The sequence below is a fragment of the Mycobacterium sp. E796 genome (genome assembly GCF_001672815.1).
Taxonomy (GTDB): domain Bacteria; phylum Actinomycetota; class Actinomycetes; order Mycobacteriales; family Mycobacteriaceae; genus Mycobacterium.
On record NZ_LZKK01000306.1, the window covers coordinates 22014 to 41294 of the forward strand.

The 19281-nt window shown below is 68.8% G+C and carries 20 protein-coding genes and 1 pseudogene; 10 read left to right on the forward strand and 11 right to left on the reverse strand.

Translation table 11 applies throughout. The features are described from left to right. The first annotated feature begins 18 nt into the window (after nucleotides 1-18). Nucleotides 19-1503 carry an NAD(P)/FAD-dependent oxidoreductase gene (locus tag A5706_RS23980; protein WP_068136293.1) on the forward strand — a complete coding sequence of 495 codons (1485 nt, stop codon included), beginning with the start codon at nucleotides 19-21 and terminating at the stop codon, nucleotides 1501-1503. Here the strand turns inward: A5706_RS23980 and nagA are convergent. Genes nagA through A5706_RS23995 form a run of 3 tightly spaced genes read right to left on the reverse strand, consistent with a single transcriptional unit; the run spans nucleotide 1500 to nucleotide 5190 of the window. Continuing rightward, complete coding sequence (nagA, locus tag A5706_RS23985) at nucleotides 1500-2630, reverse strand: N-acetylglucosamine-6-phosphate deacetylase (RefSeq protein ID WP_068136294.1); 1131 nt, start codon at nucleotides 2628-2630, stop codon at nucleotides 1500-1502. The two genes, A5706_RS23980 and nagA, sit on opposite strands and share 4 nt — an antisense overlap. After that, the gene (locus tag A5706_RS23990) at nucleotides 2621-3964 is read right to left on the reverse strand and encodes a sugar porter family MFS transporter (protein ID WP_068136297.1); all 1344 of its coding nucleotides are present in this window, start codon (nucleotides 3962-3964) and stop codon (nucleotides 2621-2623) included. The genes nagA and A5706_RS23990 overlap by 10 nt, the downstream gene beginning before the upstream one ends. Further along, on the reverse strand, nucleotides 3961-5190 hold the full coding sequence (locus tag A5706_RS23995) for a D-alanyl-D-alanine carboxypeptidase family protein (protein ID WP_068136300.1): 1230 nt from the start codon (nucleotides 5188-5190) through the stop codon (nucleotides 3961-3963). The genes A5706_RS23990 and A5706_RS23995 overlap by 4 nt, the downstream gene beginning before the upstream one ends. A 190-nt stretch (nucleotides 5191-5380) precedes the next feature. Here A5706_RS23995 and A5706_RS35335 point away from each other — a divergent pair, with 190 nt between their 5' ends. Beyond that, on the forward strand, nucleotides 5381-5632 hold the full coding sequence (locus tag A5706_RS35335) for a hypothetical protein (protein WP_068106779.1): 252 nt from the start codon (nucleotides 5381-5383) through the stop codon (nucleotides 5630-5632). On the opposite strand, the gene A5706_RS24005 is transcribed toward A5706_RS35335, so the two are convergent. Further along, entirely contained in the window at nucleotides 5607-6950 is a 1344-nt protein-coding gene (locus A5706_RS24005) for an aspartate aminotransferase family protein (RefSeq protein ID WP_068136337.1), read from the reverse strand. The two genes, A5706_RS35335 and A5706_RS24005, sit on opposite strands and share 26 nt — an antisense overlap. Before the next feature lie 81 nt (nucleotides 6951-7031). Between A5706_RS24005 and A5706_RS24010 the strand changes: the two genes are divergently transcribed. Then, the gene (locus tag A5706_RS24010; protein WP_068136340.1) at nucleotides 7032-7898 is read left to right on the forward strand and encodes a sigma-70 family RNA polymerase sigma factor; all 867 of its coding nucleotides are present in this window, start codon (nucleotides 7032-7034) and stop codon (nucleotides 7896-7898) included. Here A5706_RS24010 and A5706_RS24015 read toward each other — a convergent pair. Further along, nucleotides 7864-8523: pseudogene (locus A5706_RS24015) on the reverse strand (carboxymuconolactone decarboxylase family protein); the annotation flags it as partial. The gene A5706_RS24010 and the pseudogene A5706_RS24015 overlap by 35 nt on opposite strands. A gap of 36 nt (nucleotides 8524-8559) precedes the next feature. Here A5706_RS24015 and A5706_RS24020 point away from each other — a divergent pair. Both A5706_RS24020 and A5706_RS24025 read left to right on the forward strand, forming a co-directional pair. After that, a complete protein-coding gene (locus tag A5706_RS24020) occupies nucleotides 8560-9630 on the forward strand; it encodes a diguanylate cyclase (protein ID WP_068136306.1) in 1071 nt (356 codons plus the stop codon). 128 nt (nucleotides 9631-9758) lie between these two features. Continuing rightward, complete coding sequence (locus A5706_RS24025; protein ID WP_068136309.1) at nucleotides 9759-10016, forward strand: hypothetical protein; 258 nt, start codon at nucleotides 9759-9761, stop codon at nucleotides 10014-10016. 49 nt (nucleotides 10017-10065) lie between these two features. Here the strand turns inward: A5706_RS24025 and A5706_RS24030 are convergent, their stop codons facing one another. The 4 genes from A5706_RS24030 to sdhC are packed head-to-tail and all read right to left on the reverse strand — an operon-like array spanning nucleotide 10066 to nucleotide 13451. After that, nucleotides 10066-10857, reverse strand: coding sequence for a succinate dehydrogenase iron-sulfur subunit (locus A5706_RS24030; protein WP_068136314.1), 792 nt, complete (start codon nucleotides 10855-10857; stop codon nucleotides 10066-10068). Then, nucleotides 10857-12629, reverse strand: a complete 1773-nt coding sequence (gene sdhA / locus A5706_RS24035; RefSeq protein ID WP_068136316.1) for a succinate dehydrogenase flavoprotein subunit — start codon at nucleotides 12627-12629, stop codon at nucleotides 10857-10859. The genes A5706_RS24030 and sdhA overlap by 1 nt, the downstream gene beginning before the upstream one ends. A 19-nt stretch (nucleotides 12630-12648) precedes the next feature. After that, nucleotides 12649-13116, reverse strand: coding sequence for a succinate dehydrogenase hydrophobic membrane anchor subunit (locus A5706_RS24040; protein WP_068136320.1), 468 nt, complete (start codon nucleotides 13114-13116; stop codon nucleotides 12649-12651). Further along, nucleotides 13113-13451 (reverse strand): succinate dehydrogenase, cytochrome b556 subunit, encoded by a 339-nt coding sequence (gene sdhC / locus A5706_RS24045; RefSeq protein WP_068106765.1) that lies wholly within the window; start codon nucleotides 13449-13451, stop codon nucleotides 13113-13115. Before sdhC ends, A5706_RS24040 begins: the two co-directional genes overlap by 4 nt. Before the next feature lie 211 nt (nucleotides 13452-13662). Here sdhC and A5706_RS24050 point away from each other — a divergent pair, with 211 nt between their 5' ends. Genes A5706_RS24050 through A5706_RS24060 form a run of 3 tightly spaced genes read left to right on the forward strand, consistent with a single transcriptional unit; the run spans nucleotide 13663 to nucleotide 16444 of the window. Then, nucleotides 13663-14061, forward strand: a complete 399-nt coding sequence (locus A5706_RS24050) for a cytidine deaminase (protein ID WP_068136322.1) — start codon at nucleotides 13663-13665, stop codon at nucleotides 14059-14061. Nucleotides 14062-14084: 23 nt separating this feature from the next. Next, nucleotides 14085-15368: a thymidine phosphorylase gene (locus A5706_RS24055; protein ID WP_068136343.1), complete on the forward strand. Its 1284-nt coding sequence runs from the start codon at nucleotides 14085-14087 to the stop codon at nucleotides 15366-15368. After that, nucleotides 15365-16444, forward strand: a complete 1080-nt coding sequence (locus tag A5706_RS24060; protein ID WP_068136325.1) for an adenosine deaminase — start codon at nucleotides 15365-15367, stop codon at nucleotides 16442-16444. Before A5706_RS24055 ends, A5706_RS24060 begins: the two co-directional genes overlap by 4 nt. A gap of 6 nt (nucleotides 16445-16450) precedes the next feature. Here the strand turns inward: A5706_RS24060 and A5706_RS24065 are convergent, their stop codons facing one another. Continuing rightward, nucleotides 16451-16735 carry a GlsB/YeaQ/YmgE family stress response membrane protein gene (locus A5706_RS24065; RefSeq protein ID WP_068136327.1) on the reverse strand — a complete coding sequence of 95 codons (285 nt, stop codon included), beginning with the start codon at nucleotides 16733-16735 and terminating at the stop codon, nucleotides 16451-16453. A gap of 111 nt (nucleotides 16736-16846) precedes the next feature. Continuing rightward, complete coding sequence (locus A5706_RS24070) at nucleotides 16847-17524, reverse strand: GntR family transcriptional regulator (RefSeq protein ID WP_068136344.1); 678 nt, start codon at nucleotides 17522-17524, stop codon at nucleotides 16847-16849. Nucleotides 17525-17709: 185 nt separating this feature from the next. On the opposite strand from A5706_RS24070, the gene A5706_RS24075 reads away from it, so the two are divergent. Then, nucleotides 17710-18744 carry a cupin gene (locus A5706_RS24075; protein WP_068136330.1) on the forward strand — a complete coding sequence of 345 codons (1035 nt, stop codon included), beginning with the start codon at nucleotides 17710-17712 and terminating at the stop codon, nucleotides 18742-18744. A gap of 53 nt (nucleotides 18745-18797) precedes the next feature. Further along, the coding region (locus A5706_RS24080) for a VWA domain-containing protein (protein WP_156767303.1) at nucleotides 18798-19281 on the forward strand (484 nt) is incomplete at its 3' end.

Sequence of the window (19281 nt, forward strand, 5' to 3'; positions counted from 1 at the left end):
CGAGGAGCTACCTGTCCCATGAGTACGGGCGAATTCGAGTTCGTCATCGTTGGAGCGGGCTTCAGCGGCATCGGCGCGGCGATCCAGCTCAATCGGCTCGGCTACCAGGACATCGTCATCCTCGACCGCGAGGACGACCTGGGTGGGACCTGGCACGTCAACCGGTACCCGGGCCTGGCCGTCGACATCGCTTCCACCACCTACTCGTACTGGTTTGAACCCAACCCGTACTGGTCCCGCCTGTTCGCCCCCGGCCCCGAATTGAAGCGATACGCCGAGCACGTCGCCGACAAATACGACGTGCGCCGCTACATGCGGTTCAACACGGTCGTCGAAGGCGCGCGCTGGGACGAGGACGCGCACAGGTGGCGGGTGGAGTTGGCGGGCGGCGAAACGCTGACGGCGCGTTTCCTGATCACCGCGACCGGCTTCCTGTCGCAGCCGCGTACCCCGGACATTGCCGGCATCGAGAGTTTCGCCGGCAAGGTCATCCACACCACGGCCTGGGACGATGACTACGACCTCGAGGGCCGCCGCGCGGCAATCATCGGAACTGGGGCGACCGCGGTGCAGTTGATCCCCGTGCTGGCCGGCAAAGTCGCCGACCTGACCGTGTATCAGCGCACAGCGATCCATGTGGTTCCCAAGATCGACTTCGCGATTCCCGCGTGGCTGCAGCGGGTGTTCGCCCGGGCACCGAAGGTGCAGCGGCTCGTTCGGCATCTGACCGACTTCTTCTTCGAAATCATGATCGTGACGGGTGTGCTGCATTTCCGCACGTTCCGACGGCTGACGATCGTCGCCGCGGACCTGGCCAAGATCAGCCGGTTCGTCTCGATACGGGACAAGGAGCTGCGCCGCAAGCTGACGCCCGACTACGACTTCGGCTGTAAACGGCCCACGTGGTCCAACAGCTACTACCGCACCTTCACCGAACCGCACGTGCACTTGGAGACCAACAGCATCGAGCGGATCGAGCCCGACGGCATCGTCACCGCCGACGGGCGCAAGACCGTCATCGACACCCTGGTGCTCGCAACCGGTTTCGATTTGTGGGACGCCAACTTCCCCGCGGTCGAGATGATCGGCCGGCAGGGCCGAAACCTCGGAAAGTGGTGGCGCGAGAACAGGTTCCAGGCCTATCAGGGGATGTCCGTCCCGTACTTCCCGAACTACCTGAGCCTGGCCAGTCCGTACGGGTTCTGTGGCCTGTCGGTCTTCAACAACGTGGAGTACCAGATGCGGCACATGGACCGGCTTTTCGGTGAGTTGCAGCGGGTGGGTGCGACCGAGTTCGAGGTGACCGAGGAAGCAAACACCCGCTTCCTGGACAAGATGACCGAGCTCCTCGACGACACTATTTTCTACGCCGGCAACTGCGCCACCTCGCGGTCGTACTACTTCAACAGCAGCGGCGAAGCGAGTCTGCTGCGGCCGACGCCGACGGAAAACGCGATCGAGGAGGCGTCAAGCTTTCCGTTGAGTGACTACGCGATCCGCTAACCCGCCAACCATTCGCCGCGCACCATGACGGCGATCACCTGCCAGGCGCCGTCCAGCACAACCAGATTCGCGTCGTAACCGGCCCGCAGGGCGCCCACCCGCTCGAGGCCCAGCGCGCGCGCCGGCGTCGTCGCCGTCATTGCCACCGCGGCGGCCAGCCCCGTGTCTCCGGCGTCCGAGGCGGCCGCGTCGCGGAAGAGCCGATCCATGGTGGCGGTGCTGCCGGCGATCGTGGACGTCCCGTGCACCCGCGCGACGCCGGACACGACGTCGACCGGCACCGCGCCGAGCCGAAACGTCCCGTCGGCGCAGCCGGCCGCGGCCAGCGCGTCGGTCACCAGGGCGACGCGGTCGGGCCCCGCCGCCGCGACGACCGCGCGCGCCACCTCGGGGTGCACGTGCACGCCGTCGGCGATGAGCTCGACGGTCACCCCCGGGTCGCGCAGCAGCGCGAGCGCGGGCCCCGGTTCGCGATGGTGCAGCGGCGGCATCGCGTTGAACAGGTGGGTGGCGACCGTGGCGCCCGCGGCGATGGCCCGTTGGGTCTGCTCGTAGGTCGCATCGGTATGGCCCACGGCCACAACCACATTCGCGTCCGAGAACCGCCGGATCGCGTCGTCGGCGCCCGGCAGTTCCGGCGCCAGCGTGACCATCCGGACGGCGCCGCCGCCGGCGGCGAGCACGGCGTCGATCTCGGCGGGGTCCGGGTGGCGCATCCGGGTGGGGTCGTGCGCCCCGCACCGGGCCGGGCTCAGCCACGGCCCCTCCAGGTGGATGCCCGCGATGGTGCCCCGCTCGGTGGCCGCGGCGAGCGCGCGGACGCCGGCGATCAGCTCGGCCGGCGCGGCGGTGACCAGGCTGGCGAGCGTGCTGGTGGTGCCGTGCCGCTTATGGAAGTCCGCGGCCGCGTCGATGGCGTCGCCGTCGGTGTAGGAGGCGCCGCCGCCGCCGTGCACGTGCATGTCGACAAAGCCCGCCACCACAACGCAATTCGGGAAGTCGCGGTCGGCCGGCCCGGGCGGCGGGCCTGCGCCGCAGGCCCGGATCCGCCCGCCGGACGTCTCGAGCCATCCCGGCCGGCAGACCTGCCCGTCGAGAACCATCGTCCCCGCCGAGATCAGTCCCATCGGCCGCCGTTCTCCCAAAAGTGCCTGATGTCCTCGAGCTGGCGCCCCTTGGTTTCCGGGGCATACCGGTAGACGAAGCCGAAGGCGATCAGCGTGAGGACCACGAAAACCGCGAAAGTCCCCGCGCCGCCCAGTGAATGCAGCAACGTCAGGAAGACGGCGGCGATGATCGCGTTGCCCACCAGGTTGGAGGTGAGCATGGTGCTGGAACCGATGGAGCGCAGCCGCGTCGGGAAGCTCTCGCTGGCGTAGACCCAGCCGAGCGAACCGAAACCCGCTGTGTAGCCGAAGATGAACAGCAGGATGCCGGCGAACCCGAAGACCAGGCCGGCGCCGCCCAGGCGGCCCTGGGCGAACACGGCCATCAGGACGAGGTCGGCGGCGATCATCATGGCTATGCCGCACAACAGGATTGGGCGCCGTCCCACCCGGTCGACCAGAAGCAGCGACGTGCCGACTGCCGCCAGCCCGGCGACCTGTACCAGCGCCGGCAGGGCCAGCAGCGCGAAATTGCCCGTGAAGCCCATCGCTTCGAATATCCGGGGGCTGTAGTAGATGATCGCGTTGATGCCGGTGATCTGAATCAGGAAGCCAAGCGTGACCACGAAGACGGTGGCCCGCCGATACGGCGGTCGCAGCATCTCGGAAAAGCCGCCGCTCCCTTCGCTCAAGGCGGTTGCTATCTCGGCCAGCTCTTCGTCGGTGTTCGCGGTCGGCTCCGCGCGCAGCAGCGCGGCGCGGGCGTCGTCGACCCTGCCCTTGAGCACATACCAGCGGGCCGTGTCGGGCATCCGAATCAGCAAGGGCAGCAGCAGCATTGCGGGCAGGGCGGCCAGTCCCAGCATCCACCGCCAGGCGTGCGCGCCGGCCAGCAGGTAACCCGTCAGGTAGCCGACGACGAGTCCGCTGACGATCGCAAGCTGATAGGCCGTCAACAGCGAGCCCCGCACCGCGGCCGGTGCCGACTCCGCCACGTACACCGGCACCACCACCACCGTCACGCCGATCGTCAGGCCCAGCAGGAAGCGCGCGGCCAACAGCATCGGCAGCGAGACCGAGAACGCACCGAGAAGCGCGAACGCCGCGTAGGCGACGAGGATCGCCACCACCGATTTCTTGCGGCCGATCGCGTTGGCGAGCACGCCGGCGCCGAGCGCGCCGGCGATCTGGCCGATCACCACCATCGTCGTCAGCAGCTCCTGCTGCCGGGTGGTGAGCCCGAAGTCGTCGGTGACGAACAGCTGCGCGCCGGCGATGATCGACAAGTCGTAGCCGTAGATGACCCCGACGCTGGCGGCGGTGAGTCCGAGCGGCAGCCCCCGCCGTGGTCTCAACGGTGCTGCGGTCGGCGGTTCATTGAGCGTGCGACCATGATCAAACTAAACACGATGACGGTTCCGATCGCGGCGACACCCACCCGCACCGGCAGCGCGTCCCCTGACGGCATCAGCGGGGCGGCCTGGGCGCCTTGTCGGTCGGCCGCGCCGTCGTGCCGGGCCGGAATCAGCGACGGGTCGGGTTCGATCAGCGTGCCGACCTGGGTGCCCTGCGGCGTGGAAAACCCGTAGTCCAGCAGGTGCGCCGCCTGCTCCCACGGCGCGATCGGCTGCCGCGTCCCGTGCAGCAGCACCGCCACCAGCCGGCGCCCGTCGTGGTTGGCCGCGCCCACGAACGTCTGCCCGGCGTCGTCGGTGTAGCCGGTCTTGCCGCCCAGCGCGCCCGGGTACTTGTAGAGCAGCTGGTTGTCGTTTTCCAGCTCGTAGCCGGGGTGGTCGCCGTGGCCGGGGAAGTTGAAGGTCCGGGTCGCGACGATGTCGGCGAAGGTGGGGTTCTGCCAGGCATAGCGGTAGAACAGGCCGATGTCGTAGGCCGACGTGCTCATGCCGGGGCCGTCCAGCCCGGACGGGGTCGCCACCCGGGTGTCGCGGCCGCCTAGCTTGGCGGCCAGCACGTTGATCTTGTCCAGCGCCTGTTGCATCCCGCCCAGCTGCACCGCCAGCGCGTGCGCCGCGTCGTTGCCGGAGTGCATCAACAGGCCGTGGAGCAACTGATTGACGGTGAACACGCCGCCCTCGGTCACGCCGACCTTGGTGCCCTCGGCGGCCGCGTCGTCGGCGGTGCCCTCGACGGACTTGTTCAGCGGAAGCGCGTTGATGGACGCCATGGCGACCAGCACCTTGATGATGCTGGCGGGGCGGTGCCGGCCGTGCGGGTCCTTGGCGGCGATGACGGCGCCGCTGTCCAGGTCCGCCACCAGCCACGCGTCGGCCGACACGTCGCCGGGCAGCGGCGGCGTCCCGGGTGCCGCGACGACGCCGCAGCCGCCCAGCGCCTCGCCGCCGACCGGCTTGGGGGGCACCGCCAGCGGGATCGGCGGGTCACCGGCGGCCGGGACCTCCGAGGAGTCCACCGCGGGCGGGGTGTTGACCTGGTACGGGCAATTCGGCGGCCCGGCGTTGGGGCCGGGGGCCGGTTCGGCGGACGCGAGCGGTGCCGCCATCGGGGCGGCGGCCAAGAAAACCACCGCTGCCAGGCACGACGCGGAACGTAACAGGGTCATTGTGTGAGCAGACTAGGCGATCGGACACCGAATTCCCGGGAGCCGCGCTGTGACTGATGGGGCGGATGTTACAAAGCCGCCCGGGTGCGCGGGCGCCGCGCCGGCCCAGTACGCTGACACCATTCAAAGCAACGGGTTTTGGTCTCGCACATGGTCCGGGCGCCGGCGCGACGGCGACGGTCCGCGGTCGCTGGAGCAACTGCTCAAGCAGGTCGAGAAGGGCACCCAGGTTCGCAGTTCCGGGCACGAGCGAATCCTGGAAGAGCTGAAGTCGCATCGCGACAGCGCGGAGGGCGCCGACCTGAAGTCCGCGCTGACCTGGCTGTGCAACGCGCAGACCCGCCTGGGCAGCGATCCGACCACGGCCCATTCCCGCGAGGTACTGCTGGCCGCGTACGAGGTCAAGCGGGTCCTCGCTACAGCCGGCCCGACTCCTCGCTGAGCACGCCGCGCAGGGTGGCCTCGATGGTGTCGAACTCGGGTTGGCCGCTGATCAACGGCGGCGCCAGCAAGATGACCGAATCGCCGCGGTCGTCGGTGCGGCAGTACATCCCTGCCTCGAACAGCGCCGCGGACACCCGAGGCAGCAGCGCCCCGCGTTCGTCGTCGGTGAAGGTGTGCTTGGTCGCCTTGTCCTTGACCAGTTCGACGCTGTAGAAATACCCCTCGCCGCGCACGTCGCCGACGATCGGCAGGTCGTAGAGCTTCTCCAGGGTGGCGCGGAAACTCGGCGCGTTGTGTTTGACGCGCTCGTTGAGCCCCTCGCGCTCGAAGATGTCGAGGTTGGCCAGCGCCACCGCCGCCGACACCGGGTGCCCGCCGAACGTATAGCCGTGCGGGAACATGGTTTTGGCGTCGTTGAACGGCTCGAACAACCGCTCGCTGGCGATCATCGCGCCCAGCGGCGAGTAGCCCGACGTCAGCCCCTTGGCGCAGGTGATCATGTCGGGCACGTAGCCGAGGTCTCCGATGTCTGATGAGCAGGCGAACATCGACCCGATCCGCCCGAAGGCGCAGATCACCTCGTCGGAGACCAGGAGCACGTCGTAGGAGTCGCAGATCTCGCGCACCCGCTCGAAATAGCCTGGGGGAGGCGGGATCGAGCCGCCCGCGTTCTGCACCGGCTCCAGGAACACCGCCGCGACGGTCTGCGGTCCCTCGAACTCGATCGCCTCGGCGATCCGGTCGGCGGCCCAGCGCCCGAAGGCCTTGGAGTCGTGGGCAAACGGCGCGGGCGCGCGGTAGAAGTTCGTGTTCGGCACCCGGAAGCCGCCCGGGGTCACCGGCTCGAACGGCGCCTTGTACTTGGGCAGGCCGGTGATCGCCAGCGCGCCCTGAGTGGTGCCGTGGTAGGCGACCGCCCGCGAAATCACCTTGTGCTTACCGGGTTTTCCGGTCAGCTTGAAGTACTGCTTGGCCACCTTCCAGGCGGTCTCGACGGCCTCGGTGCCGCCGGTGGTGAAGAAGATCCGGTTCAGGTCGCCCGGGGCGTAGCGCGCGAGGCGCTCGGCGAGCTCGACCGCGGGCGGGGTGGCGTAGCCCCACAGTGGGAAGTACGCCAGCGTGCTCGCCTGCCGGGCCGCGACCTCGGCGAGTTCGGCGCGCCCGTGGCCGACCTGCACGGTGAACAGCCCGGACAGCGCGTCGAGGTAGCCCCTGCCGCGGTCGTCGAAGATCCTGACGCCCTCGCCGCGGGTGATGACCGGCGGCGCGATGCCGGGGCCGTGCCGGGCGAAGTGCAGCCACAGGTTGTCAGTCATCTCGTCCGCGAGCGTAGCGTCGCGGTTGTGACCTCCGCAGCGCAGCAGGTCGGCGAGTTCGAGGCCCTGCGACCGCATCTCATGTCGGTCGCCTACCGGCTGACCGGCACGGTGGCCGACGCCGAGGACATCGTGCAGGACGCCTGGCTGCGCTGGGACAAGCACGACAGCGAGGTCAACGACCTGCGGGCCTGGCTGACCACCGTGGTGAGCCGGCTCGGCCTGGACCGGTTGCGGTCGGCCGCGCACCGCCGCGAGACCTACACCGGCAATTGGCTGCCCGAGCCGGTGGTCACCGGCTTCGACGGGGCGGACCCGCTGTCCGCGGTGGTGGCCGGCGAGGACGCCCGGTTCGCGGCGATGGTCGTGCTCGAGCGCCTGTCGCCCGATCAGCGGGTCGCGTTCGTGCTGCACGACGGATTCGCCGTGCCCTTCTCGGAAGTGGCCGAGGTGCTCGGCACCAGCGAGGCCGCCGCGCGCCAGCTGGCGTCACGGGCCCGCAAAGCCGTGACCGCTGAACCGGCCCCAATATCCGGGGCGCCCGATCCCACGCACAACGAGGTGGTCGGCCGGCTGATGGCGGCCATCGCCGCCGGCGACCTGGAGGCCGTCGTCTCGCTGCTGCATCCGGGCGTGACGTTCACCGGCGATTCAAATGGCAAGGCGCCCACCGCCGTTCATGTCATTCAGGGATCGGACAAGGTGGCCCGGTTCATCTTCGGCCTGGCCCGCCGCTACGGCGACGCGTTCTTCACGGCGAATCAGCTGGCGCTGGTCAACGGCGAGCTGGGCGCCTACACCGCGGGCAGCCCCGGCGACGACGGGCACTGGGAGATGCGGCCGCGGATCCTGGCGATGACAGTGCGCGACGGAAAGGTCTGCGCGCTGTGGGATATCGCCAACCCCGACAAGTTCACCGGCTCTCCGCTGCGGGAGCTGCCTCACTAGCCCACGGGATGCGGCACGCGTCACCGGAATTGAAGCCCTGCTCGGTGATGCCCAGCGCCGAGTTCACCCGCGCCCGCATGTTCTCCAAGCCGATCTGGTACGTCAGCTCGAACACGCCGGCGTCGCCGAAGCGGGCGCGCAGGTCGGCGACCTGCTCGTCGGTGACGGTGTGCGGGTCGGCCGTCATCGCGTCGGCGTAGGCGATGGCCGCGCGCTCGTCGTCGCTGAATGCCGGTGAGGTGGCGTAATTGTCGATCTCCTTGAGGCGCTCCATGTCGAGGCCGTCCAGGCGCTGCAGCATGGAGCCGAAGTCGACGCACCACGAGCAGCCAATCTGCCGCGCGGTCCAGTACACCGCGAGCTCGCGCACGCTGACCGGAAGCGTCTTCGACGCCCGGTCGACCATCGTTTCGTGCACGGCGCCGGCGATCATCAACCTGCGGTGGTGCGCCGACACGGCGAACGGCTCGGGGACCTGGCCGTAGCGCCGCTTGGCCACCCGGTACATGGCCCGGGTCAGCAGCCCGGCCCGGTTGGGTGGCAGGGGTTCGATGCGGGTTTTCTGTGTCATACCCCTCTGACGGGGTGGGGTGCGAAAGTGTGACACATACCTGCGGTATGCGGCTACTGTCTCGACCGGGGTAGCGATTGGAAGTTGACGATGACCGCGCTGTTTAGCCGGTGGTGGCGGGCCGACCAGTACGACTGGCTCTCCGGTTACCTTGCGTCGCGGGGCGTCAGCGGTGCCACCCGGGCCGGGCTGGCATTCATTTCGGCGTCGATGGTGCTGTGCCTGATCGCGCTGCTGGCCGGCTCGGACGGTCCCCGTGGGGCGGTTCCGGTGGCGATGATGTGGGCCGCCGCCGGCGGCGGGGTGGCGGGGGTGGTGCTGTGGGCCTGGCGCTGGCCCACGCGCACCCAGTCACTCATTTTCGCCATCACCTGCAATACGGCCGTCGCCCTCGCGTGCCTCGCCCACCCGAACCCACTGGCCGCGCTGATCGGGTGCGTTGCCTTCGCGACCTTCGGCGCCTACATGGCGTTCTTTCACACGATGGGTTTCGTGCTGTACAACTTCGCGGTGGCCGCCGCCGTCGGCTCCTGGGAGGCGCTGTCGCTGGCCAGGTCCGGACATCCCAGCCTCGCGGGGGTGGACCTGTGGCTGGTGATCGAGGTCAACATCGCCCTCCCGGTGGCTATTCTCATCCTGGTGCGCGCCCTGGCCGGGGACCTGCTGCGCGCCGACCGCGATCCGTTGACGGGCCTGCTCAACAGGCGCGCGTTCGCGCACGAGGCGCTGGGGATGATGTTGGCCCGCCGGGGCATCGACTCCCACCTCGTGGTCATGCTGATCGACCTCGACCACTTCAAGGCTCTCAATGACAGGTCCGGCCACGCCGCGGGGGACCACGCGCTGGTCCAGGTCGCCCAGGCGCTGCTGGCCGCCGCCGACGACCAGGCGGTGGTGGCGCGCAGTGGCGGCGAGGAATTTCTGTTGGCCGGGACGTCCGCGGGCTGCAACGCCGAGTCGTTGGCCGCGCGGATGTGCCGGGCCATCGCGGCCTCGGCCGCGGGGGTGACCGCGAGCATCGGCACCGCCTGCGCCCGCCTGGACGACGCCGCTGACGACCCCCAAGCGCTGCTGAAGGAGTTGATCAGCGCCTCGGACGCCGCGATGTATCGGGCTAAACGGTTGGGCGGCAACCGAAGTCATCACCACGAGCTCTGCTGACCCCTGGGCACCGACCGTCGGCCCACTCCGCGTGGTCGAGGTGGTTTCCCGCTAAGAGGTCCGGGTACCCGATTTCGACCCCGCCGGCCAGCCGGTGCGGCAGGGTTCGAGAGGGTGAGGAGACAGTGATGACCTCTCAAAATGATCAGGAATCAGAAAACACGCGCCTGGAGCACTTCGACGATCCCGAATTGGGCAGCGGCGCACGCGACACCGGTTCGGATACCCCGGAGCATGGCACCGGGGACCGTCCAGTCGGAACTGTGGACGAAGACGCCAACCCGCCGATGAGCGATCCGAGCGCGCCGGACACCTACAGCGGCACCGGGGAGTTACCTCCGCAGGACACGGGGAGTGCCGTCCCGCCGTACGAGGGACGCCAATAGGGCGCCGCGGTCGACGCCGCGGCGAAAACAAGCCCCGAGTCGCGGCGCCCTAGCGCGAGAACATGGTCGCGCGCTTGACCTCCTGGATCGCCTTGGTCACCTCGATGCCCCGTGGGCAGGATTCGGTGCAGTTGAACGTGGTCCGGCAGCGCCACACGCCGTCGACCTCGTTGAGGATGTCGAGGCGCTCGGCGGCGGCCTCGTCACGGCTGTCGAAGATGAAGCGGTGCGCGTTGACGATCGCCGCCGGGCCGTAGTAGCTGCCCTCGTGCCAGAACACGGGACAGCTGGTGGTGCAGCACGCGCACAGGATGCACTTGGTGGTGTCGTCATAGCGGGCGCGGTCGGTCGGGCTCTGGATGCGTTCCCGCGTCGGGGGGTTGCCGGTGGTGATCAGGTACGGCTTCACGGCACGGTAGGCGTCGAAGAACGGCTCCATGTCGACGACGAGGTCCTTTTCCACCGGCAGCCCGCGGATCGGTTCGACCGTGATGGTCAGGGATTTCCCCGGTTTGTCGGGCAGCAGGTCGCGCATCAGCACCTTGCAGGCCAGCCGGTTGACGCCGTTGATGCGCATGGCGTCGGAGCCGCACACGCCGTGCGCGCAGGACCGGCGGAAGGTCAGCGTCCCGTCCAGGTAGCTCTTGATGTAGATCAGTAGGTTGAGCATCCGGTCGCTGGGCAGGCAGGGAACCCGAAAGCTTTGCCAGCCACCGGTTTTCGCGAAGGCGTCGGGCTGGTCGGGGTTGAACCGGGCGATCTTCACGGTCACCATCACCGCGCCCTGCGGCACCGGCGGCAGGGGCGGCTCCAAAGTCTCGACCTCTGTTTCGGCCGTCATCAGTACTTCCGTTCCTTGGGTTCGTAGCGGGTCTGCACCACGGGCTTGAAATCCAGCGCGATGTCGCTGAGCAGGTCGGTGCCCTGCTTATCGGCCCCAATTTCCTTGTAGGCCATCGTGTGGCGCATGTAGTTGACGTCGTCTCGGTTCGGGTAGTCCTCGCGGGCGTGGCCGCCGCGGGACTCCTTGCGATTCAGGGCGCCGACCACGGTGACCTCGGCCAGCTCCAGCAGGAAGCCGAGCTCGATGGCCTCCAGCAGGTCGCTGTTGTAGCGCTTCCCCTTGTCGTGCACGGTTATTCGCGAGTAGCGCTCCTTCAGCGCGTGGATGTCGGTGAGCGCCTGCTTGAGCGTCTCCTCGGTGCGGAACACCGCGGCGTTGTTGTCCATCGACTGCTGCAGCGCGCCGCGGATGTCGGCGACGCGCTCGTTGCCGTGCTCGGAGAGGATGTCGGCCACCCACCCGACGACCATCGCCTCCGGCTCCGGCGGCATGTCGACGAAGTCGTGCCCCCGCGCGTAGCCCACCGCGGCGATGCCGGCCCGGCGGCCGAACACGTTGATGTCCAGCAGCGAATTGGTGCCCAGCCGGTTGGCGCCGTGCACCGACACGCACGCGCACTCGCCGGCCGCGTACAGCCCCGGGACGGTGGAGGTGTTGTCCCGCAACACCTGTCCCGTGACGGTCGTCGGGATGCCGCCCATCACGTAGTGACACGTCGGGTAGACGGGCACCAGCTCGTGCACCGGGTCCACGCCCAGATACGTCCGGGCGAACTCGGTGATGTCGGGCAGTTTGGACTCCAGCACGTCCTCGCCCAGGTGACGGACGTCGATGTACACGTAGTCCTTGTGCGGGCCGGCGCCGCGGCCCTCCAGGACCTCCAGCACCATCGAGCGGGCGACGATGTCGCGCGGCGCCAGGTCGACGATCGTCGGCGCATAGCGCTCCATGAACCGCTCGCCCTCGCCGTTGAGCAGCCGACCCCCCTCGCCGCGCACGGCCTCGGAGATCAGGATCCCCAGCCCGGCCAGCCCGGTCGGGTGGAACTGGTGAAACTCCATGTCCTCCAAGGGAAGTCCCTTGCGGAAGACGATGCCGATGCCGTCGCCGGTCAGCGTGTGCGCGTTGGAGGTCGTCTTGTACATGCGGCCCGACCCGCCGGTGGCGATGACGACGGCCTTGGCGTGGAAGACGTGGATCTCGCCCGTCGCGAGCTCGTAGGCGACCACGCCGGTGGCCACCGGCCCGGTCGGGGTCTGGGTGAGCACCAGGTCCAGCGCGTAGAACTCGTTGAAGAACTGCACGTCGTGCTTCACGCAGTTCTGGTACAGCGTCTGCAGGATCATGTGGCCGGTCCGGTCGGCGGCGTAGCAGGCCCGGCGCACCGGGGCCTTGCCGTGGTCGCGGGTGTGCCCGCCGAAGCGGCGCTGGTCGATGCGGCCCTCGGGGGTGCGGTTGAAAGGCATCCCCATCTTCTCCAGGTCGAGCACCGCGTCGATGGCTTCCTTGCACATGATCTCCACGGCGTCCTGGTCGGCGAGGTAGTCGCCGCCCTTGACGGTGTCGAACGTGTGCCACTCCCAGTTGTCGTCCTCGACGTTGGCCAGCGCCGCGCACATGCCGCCCTGGGCGGCGCCGGTGTGGCTGCGGGTCGGGTAGAGCTTGGTCAGCACCGCGGTCCGCACCCGCGGCCCCGCCTCGACGGCCGCACGCATCCCGGCACCGCCCGCGCCGACGATCACCACGTCGTATCGGTGTTGCTGGATCACGGCCGCTCGCCTCCCTCGATCACGAGATGTTCGGGTCGAATGTCACCAGCACGTAGGTGCCTAGCACCAACGTGAACCCCATCGACAACAGCAGCAGGCTATTGAGCCAAAACCGGGTGGAGTCCTTGCGGCTGTAGTCGTCGATGATGGTGCGCAGCCCGTTGCCGCCGTGCAGCTGCGCCAGCCACAACAGCGCCATGTCCCACATCTGCCAGAACGGCGAATGCCACCGCTGGGCCACGTAGTTGAAGTCGATGCGGTACACGCCGTCGTCCCACATCAGCATGATGAACAGGTGCCCGATGGCCAGGAACACCAGCGCGATCCCGGAGAACCGCATGAACAGCCACGCGAACTTCTCGAAGTTGGGGATGCCGGCGCGCCGCCGCGGGGAGCGGGGATTGTCCAGGCTGGCGGGACGGTCGTAGAAGCGCTGTTTGACCGGCGCCGTCTGGCCGCGCCCGAGCTGGAGGTCGGGGCTGCTCATCGCAGGTGCTCCGCGATGTGGATGCCGGTCACCACGCCGGCGGGCACCATCAGCAGCAAAAAGACGACGATGACGATCAGGAACATCAGCCGCTGGTAACGGGGCCCCTGCGACCAGAAGTCGATCAGGATGACCCGGATGCCGTTCAGCCCGTGGAACAGCACCGCGGCGATCAGGCCGTACTCCATCAGGCCGACGATCGGGGTCTTGTAGTCGCCGACCACCGCGTTGTAGGTCTGCGGGCTCACCCGCAGCATCGCGGCGTCCAGCACGTGGACGAACAGGAAGAAGAAGATCGTCGCGCCGCTGATGCGGTGCAGCACCCACGCCCACATGCCGGGGTCGCCCCGATACAGGGTCCGGGGTGGTCGCCGCTTGCGCGCGGCGGCAGTGCTCACCAAGTCCCCACCGCCTTATGAACAGTTAGCCGGACAAGTCAGCCTAACCCTGCCAGCTGGCAGGCCGGACCGTACAGCCGCCAGGCGAAGTGTCGTGTCAGAGTTAGTCTGGCTGTCTTGTATCGGCCCGTAGGCGAGCGGAGTGGGTATGCCTGATGTCGATTGGAAAGCGCTGCGCGACAACGCGATCCGGGCCGCGGCGGGGGCCTACGCACCCTACTCGCGGTTCGCCGTGGGAGCGGCCGCGCTGGTCGACGACGGCCGAGTGATCACCGGGTGCAATGTGGAGAACATCTCATATGGCCTTGGTCTCTGTGCCGAGTGCGGTGTGGTGAGTGCCCTGCACGCCACCGGCGGCGGCCGGCTGGTCGCGCTGGCGTGCGTGGACGCCCGGGGGGCCACCCTGATGCCGTGCGGGCGATGCCGTCAGCTGTTGCTCGAGCACGGCGGGCCGGAGCTGCTGATCGACCATCCCGCCGGGCCGCGCCGCCTCGGCGAGCTGCTGCCCGACGCCTTCACCGCGGACCTGCCCCGGGAACTGCCTTGAGCGACATCACATTTGACGGGGCAATTGACGGAGCCTTCGACGCGCCGACGGTGATCCGGACCAAACGCGACGGCGGGCGGCTGTCCGACGCCGCCATAGACTGGGTGATCGACGCGTACACGCACGGCCGCGTCGCCGACGAGCAGATGTCGGCGCTGCTGATGGCGATCGTGTGGCGCGGCATGGACCGCGGCGAGATTGCCAGGTGGACGGCGGCCATGCTGGCCTCCGGCGCGCGGCTGGACTTCCGCGACCTGGGCGTCCCGACCGTCGACAAGCACTCGACCGGCGGCGTCGGGGACAAGATCACCCTGCCGTTGGTGCCCGTCGTCGCCGCCTGCGGGGCCGCCGTGCCCCAGGCGTCGGGCCGCGGGCTCGGGCACACCGGCGGCACCCTGGACAAGCTGGAATCCATCGCCGGGTTCACCGCGCAGTTGTCCACCGGGCGGATCGCAGAACAGCTCCGCGACGTCGGCGCCGCCATCTTCGCCGCCGGCGAGCTGGCCCCGGCCGACGCCAAGCTGTACGCGCTGCGCGACGTCACCGGCACCGTCGAGTCGCTGCCGCTGATCGCCAGCTCGGTGATGAGCAAGAAGCTGGCCGAGGGCGCGGGCGCGCTGGTGCTCGACGTGAAGGTGGGATCCGGGGCGCTGATGAGCTCGGAGGCGGCCAGCCGGGAGCTGGCGCACACCATGGTCGAGCTGGGCGCGGCGCACGGGGTGCCCACCCGCGCGCTGCTGACGGACATGAACCGCCCGCTGGGCTCGACGGTCGGCAACGCGCTCGAGGTCACCGAGTCGCTGGAAGTGCTGGCCGGCGGCGGGCCGCCCGACGTGGTGGAGCTGACGCTGCGGCTGGCCGCCGAGATGCTCGACCTCGCCGGCCTCGGCGAGGTCGACCCCGCCCGCACGCTGCGCGACGGCACCGCAATGGACCGCTTTCGCCGGCTCGTCGCGGCCCAGGGCGGCGACTTGTCGGTACCGTTGCCGATCGGTTCGTGTTCCGAGACCGTGACCGCTCACCGGGGCGGCACAATGGGCGATATCGACGCGATGGCAGTGGGGCTGGCAAGTTGGCGGCTCGGCGCGGGCAGGTCCCGTCCGGGCCATCCGGTGCAGTTGGGGGCGGGAATCAGGATCCACCGCCGCCCCCGGGAGCCCGTCGCGGCCGGCGAGCCGCTGTTCACCCTCTACACCGATACCCCCGAACGCTTCGATGCCGCGCTGGCCGAGCTGGCCGGCGGCTACAGCGTCGAGGACACGCCGCCGATTTCCCGGCCGCTGATCATCGATCGGATCGCCCAGTGATCGAACTGAACCAGATCAAAAAGGCGCCGAAGGCCCTGCTGCACGATCACCTCGACGGCGGCTTGCGGCCGTCGACGGTGATCGACATCGCCGGCCAGACCGGCTACGACGGGCTGCCCGCCACCGACGTCGACGAACTGGCGAAGTGGTTTCGCACCCGCTCGCACAGCGGCTCGCTGGAGCGCTACCTGGAGCCGTTCTCGCACACCGTGGCGGTGATGCAGACCCCCGACGCCCTGTACCGCGTCGCCTACGAATGCGTGGAGGACCTGGCCGAGGACTCCGTCGTCTACGCCGAGGTGCGGTTCGCCCCCGAACTGCACATCGACCGCGGGCTGTCCTTCGACGAGATCGTCGACGCCGTGCTGGCGGGATTCGCCGCCGGCGAGAAGGCCTGCGCGGCGGCGGGCCGGCAGATCAAGGTGCGGCTGCTGGTCACCGCGATGCGCCACGCCGCGGTGTCCCGCGAGATCGCCGAGCTGGCAATCCGGTTCCGGGACAAGGGCGTGGTGGGATTCGACATCGCCGGCGCCGAGGCCGGCAACCCGCCGACCCGGCACCTGGACGCCTTCGAGTACATGCGAGACCACAACGCGCGCTTCACCATTCACGCCGGTGAGGCGTTCGGGCTGCCGTCCATCCACGAGGCGATCGCGTTCTGCGGCGCCGACCGGCTCGGCCACGGGGTGCGCATCGTCGACGACATCGAGGTCCTCGACGACGGCCGCGTCCGGCTGGGTCAGCAGGCATCCATCCTGAGGGACAAGCGAATTCCGCTGGAGCTGTGCCCCAGCTCGAACGTGCAGACCGGCGCCGTCAACAGCATCGCCGAGCACCCGTTCGATCTGCTGGCCCGCACCCGTTTCCGGGTCACCGTCAACACCGACAACCGGCTGATGAGCGACACCTCGATGAGCCTCGAAATGTCGAGGCTCATCGAGGCTTTCGGTTATGGATGGAGTGATCTGGAGCGGTTCACCATCAACGCGATGAAGTCCGCGTTCATCCCCTTCGACGAGCGACTGGCGATCATCGACGAGGTGATCAAGCCACGGTACGCGGTGTTGATCGGCTAGCCGCGCCTAGCGCGGCAACCCGGTGCGGTGACGACGGCCCGTCACGGCCTCCCAGATCGCGATCAGGACGACGGCGGCGGCGACTCCGATGAAGAACGGGATCCACGCGATTCCGCCGTTGGCGTTGTGGTATCCGAACTGCGCGGCCACGGCCGAGCCGATCAGACCACCGACGGCGCCGATGACGACCGTCATGATCATGCCGATGTTCTGTTTGCCCGGCATAACCAGGCGCGCCACCAAACCGATGACCGCGCCCACGATGATGGCCAGGATGATTGATCCGATCATTGCAGCTCCTGTTGTCTTTACGGCGCCCCTTGCGGGCACCGCCTTGGAATGCGGGTTCCCCGAACCACCCGGCTTGTAACACAATTCGGTTCGGCGCCCTGAGGCTGTGGGCTACACCGACAGCGGATCGACTGTGATGCCGATCGCCCGCACGGTGCTGGCCAGGTGGGTCCGCACGGCGCTCAGCGCGCCCGGCAGGTCGCCGTCGCGCAGCGTCTCGGCGATGACGCGGTGCTCGTCCATGATCGTCGTCGTCCGCGCGGGGTCGCCGAGCGCCGATTCGCCGATCATGCGCATCTGGCGGTCCCGCAGCGACGAGTAGAACCCGGACAGGATGGGATTGCCGGATTCCTCCAGCGTGACCGTGTGAAAGGCGCGGTCGGCGTCCAGGAATTCCCGCCAGTCGCCGGCGGTGGCGGCGTCGCGTTGCCGCTTCAGCTCACCCGACAGCCGTTCGTACACCGCGGCGCGGGCGGCGGGGCCGCGCCCCACCACCTTCGTCGTCGCGAACTGTTCCAAGATCAGCCGCGCCTCGATCACGGAACGGGCCTCGTCGGGCGACACCGGGACGACCAGGGCGCCGCGCTGCGGAAACAACCGCAGCAGCCCTTCGGCCTCCAGCCGGAGGAACGCCTCGCGGACGGGGGTCCGGGACATGCCCAGCGCCGCGGCGACGTCGCCCTCGCTGATCAACTCCCCGCCGGGAAACTGGCCGGTGAGCACCTGCGCCTTGACGTACTGAAGGGCGCGGTCCTTGGCCGTGCCGGCGCGCGGGTTGGTGACAGCCACCATGCCTTCCTTCAGGCCTTCCTTGAGGCCTTTCTTGCAGCTAAGTCGTATCCCAGATGTGTCCCATGAAGGTACACCAAACGAAGGCCGCGGCACTTCGGTTGACTACTGAGATGGTTGACTGCTGAGATACAAGAGAGATACGTTATAGGTACAAGACGCACCCTAGCTGAAGGACTTCTGCCATGTCGACCTTGGGAACAGACCAATCGGTGGTCCCAAACCTGGACCCGACCGTCCCCGCGCCCATGACCAATGTCGCCGAGTTCGGCTTCGAGGGCCGGTTCGAAGACTGGGCCGACGACGCCTGTTATTTCGAGTACTCGAAGGCCGCCAACCCGATCGGGTCCGGACATGCCCCGCAGGTTCCGATTACCCGCTTCGGTCCGGAGGTCTACCTCGATCGGCCGACGGGCGTGTTCCCGCTGGACCTGTCGGGGCAGCTCGGCATCGAGACCGGGCCGGCGACCAGCCCCGCCCTGCTGGCCAACTTCGTCCACATCCGCGCCGGTGAGCAGATCGACGCCTCCCCGAACGCCACCTCGCAGCTGTACTACGTCCTGTACGGGCGGGGCTTCGCGGCGATCAACGGCCGGCTCGTCAAGTGGGAGAAGGGTGACTTCCTGACGCTGCCCGCGGGCAACGAGTCGGTGTTCTACGCCGACGCCGAGACGGTCATGTACTGGGTGCACGACGAGCCGCTGCTGCGCTACCTCGGCGTGACGGCCACCCAGCCGCGGTTCCGTCCCACCAAGTTCTGCCGGTCCGACGCGGTGGCCAAGCTGGAGGAGATCGCCGCCCGCCCGGGCGCCAACGAAAAGAGCCGGGTCAGCGTGCTGCTGGCCAACGCCAACCAGGAGCAGACGATGACCATCACCCACGTGCTGTGGGCGATGTTCGGCGTGCTGCCTCCGCAGCAGGAGCAGCGCCCACACCGGCACCAGTCCGTCGCGCTGGACCTGATCCTCGACGCACCACCCAGCGGCTGCTACACCCTGCTGGGCACCCGCCTGGACGAGCGCGGCGACATCGTCGACCCGATCCGGGTGGACTGGCAGGCCGGAGGCGCCTTCACCACCCCGCCGGGCATGTGGCACGCCCACTACAACGAGACGGACACGCCCGCCCACCTGATCCCGATCCAGGACGCCGGGCTGCAGACCCACCTGCGCAGCCTGGACATCAAGTTCACCCAGCGCCGGGATCTGGTCGCCGGCTAGAGTCCATGCGGCCTCGATGCAGCCTCGTCGTTTGACGAATAGGGTGGCTGGACATGAAGCTGCCGCTGCTGGGACCCGTGTCGCTGACGGGCTTCCAGAACGCCTGGTTCTTCCTGTTCCTGCTGGCCGTGGCGCTGCTCATCGGGATCTACGTCGTGGTGCAGTTCGCGCGCCGGCGCCGGGTGCTGCGGTTCGCCAACATGGAGGTGCTGGAGCGGGTCGCGCCGCTGCGCTCCGGGCGGTGGCGACACGTGCCGACGATCCTGCTCGCCGCGTCGCTGTTCCTGTTGACCACCGCCATGGCCGGGCCGACGTCGGACATCCGGATCCCGCTCAACCGCGCGGTCGTGGTGCTGGTCATCGACGTCTCGGAATCCATGGCGTCCACCGACGTCGCCCCCAACCGGCTGGCCGCCGCGCAGGAGGCCGGCAAGAAATTCGCCGATGAGCTGACGCCGGCCATCAACCTGGGCCTGGTGGAATTCGCTGCCAACGCCTCGTTGCTTGTGTCGCCGACCCCGCAGCACGAGGCGACCC

What these genes read in the sequence shown, in the direction of transcription:
- sdhC (WP_068106765.1), bottom strand. Translation starts at nt 13,451, where the DNA reads ATGTGGGCGTGGGTGCTGCACCGCATCAGCGGCGCGACGATCTTCTTC.
- A5706_RS24050 (WP_068136322.1), top strand. Translation starts at nt 13,663, where the DNA reads ATGCCTGATGTCGATTGGAAAGCGCTGCGCGACAACGCGATCCGGGCC.
- A5706_RS24020 (WP_068136306.1), top strand. Translation starts at nt 8,560, where the DNA reads ATGACCGCGCTGTTTAGCCGGTGGTGGCGGGCCGACCAGTACGACTGG.
- A5706_RS24010 (WP_068136340.1), top strand. Translation starts at nt 7,032, where the DNA reads ATGTCGGTCGCCTACCGGCTGACCGGCACGGTGGCCGACGCCGAGGAC.
- A5706_RS24030 (WP_068136314.1), bottom strand. Translation starts at nt 10,857, where the DNA reads ATGACGGCCGAAACAGAGGTCGAGACTTTGGAGCCGCCCCTGCCGCCG.
- A5706_RS24005 (WP_068136337.1), bottom strand. Translation starts at nt 6,950, where the DNA reads ATGACTGACAACCTGTGGCTGCACTTCGCCCGGCACGGCCCCGGCATC.
- A5706_RS23980 (WP_068136293.1), top strand. Translation starts at nt 19, where the DNA reads ATGAGTACGGGCGAATTCGAGTTCGTCATCGTTGGAGCGGGCTTCAGC.
- A5706_RS24040 (WP_068136320.1), bottom strand. Translation starts at nt 13,116, where the DNA reads ATGAGCAGCCCCGACCTCCAGCTCGGGCGCGGCCAGACGGCGCCGGTC.
- A5706_RS23995 (WP_068136300.1), bottom strand. Translation starts at nt 5,190, where the DNA reads ATGACCCTGTTACGTTCCGCGTCGTGCCTGGCAGCGGTGGTTTTCTTG.
- nagA (WP_068136294.1), bottom strand. Translation starts at nt 2,630, where the DNA reads ATGGGACTGATCTCGGCGGGGACGATGGTTCTCGACGGGCAGGTCTGC.
- A5706_RS24025 (WP_068136309.1), top strand. Translation starts at nt 9,759, where the DNA reads ATGACCTCTCAAAATGATCAGGAATCAGAAAACACGCGCCTGGAGCAC.
- A5706_RS24065 (WP_068136327.1), bottom strand. Translation starts at nt 16,735, where the DNA reads ATGATCGGATCAATCATCCTGGCCATCATCGTGGGCGCGGTCATCGGT.
- A5706_RS24075 (WP_068136330.1), top strand. Translation starts at nt 17,710, where the DNA reads ATGTCGACCTTGGGAACAGACCAATCGGTGGTCCCAAACCTGGACCCG.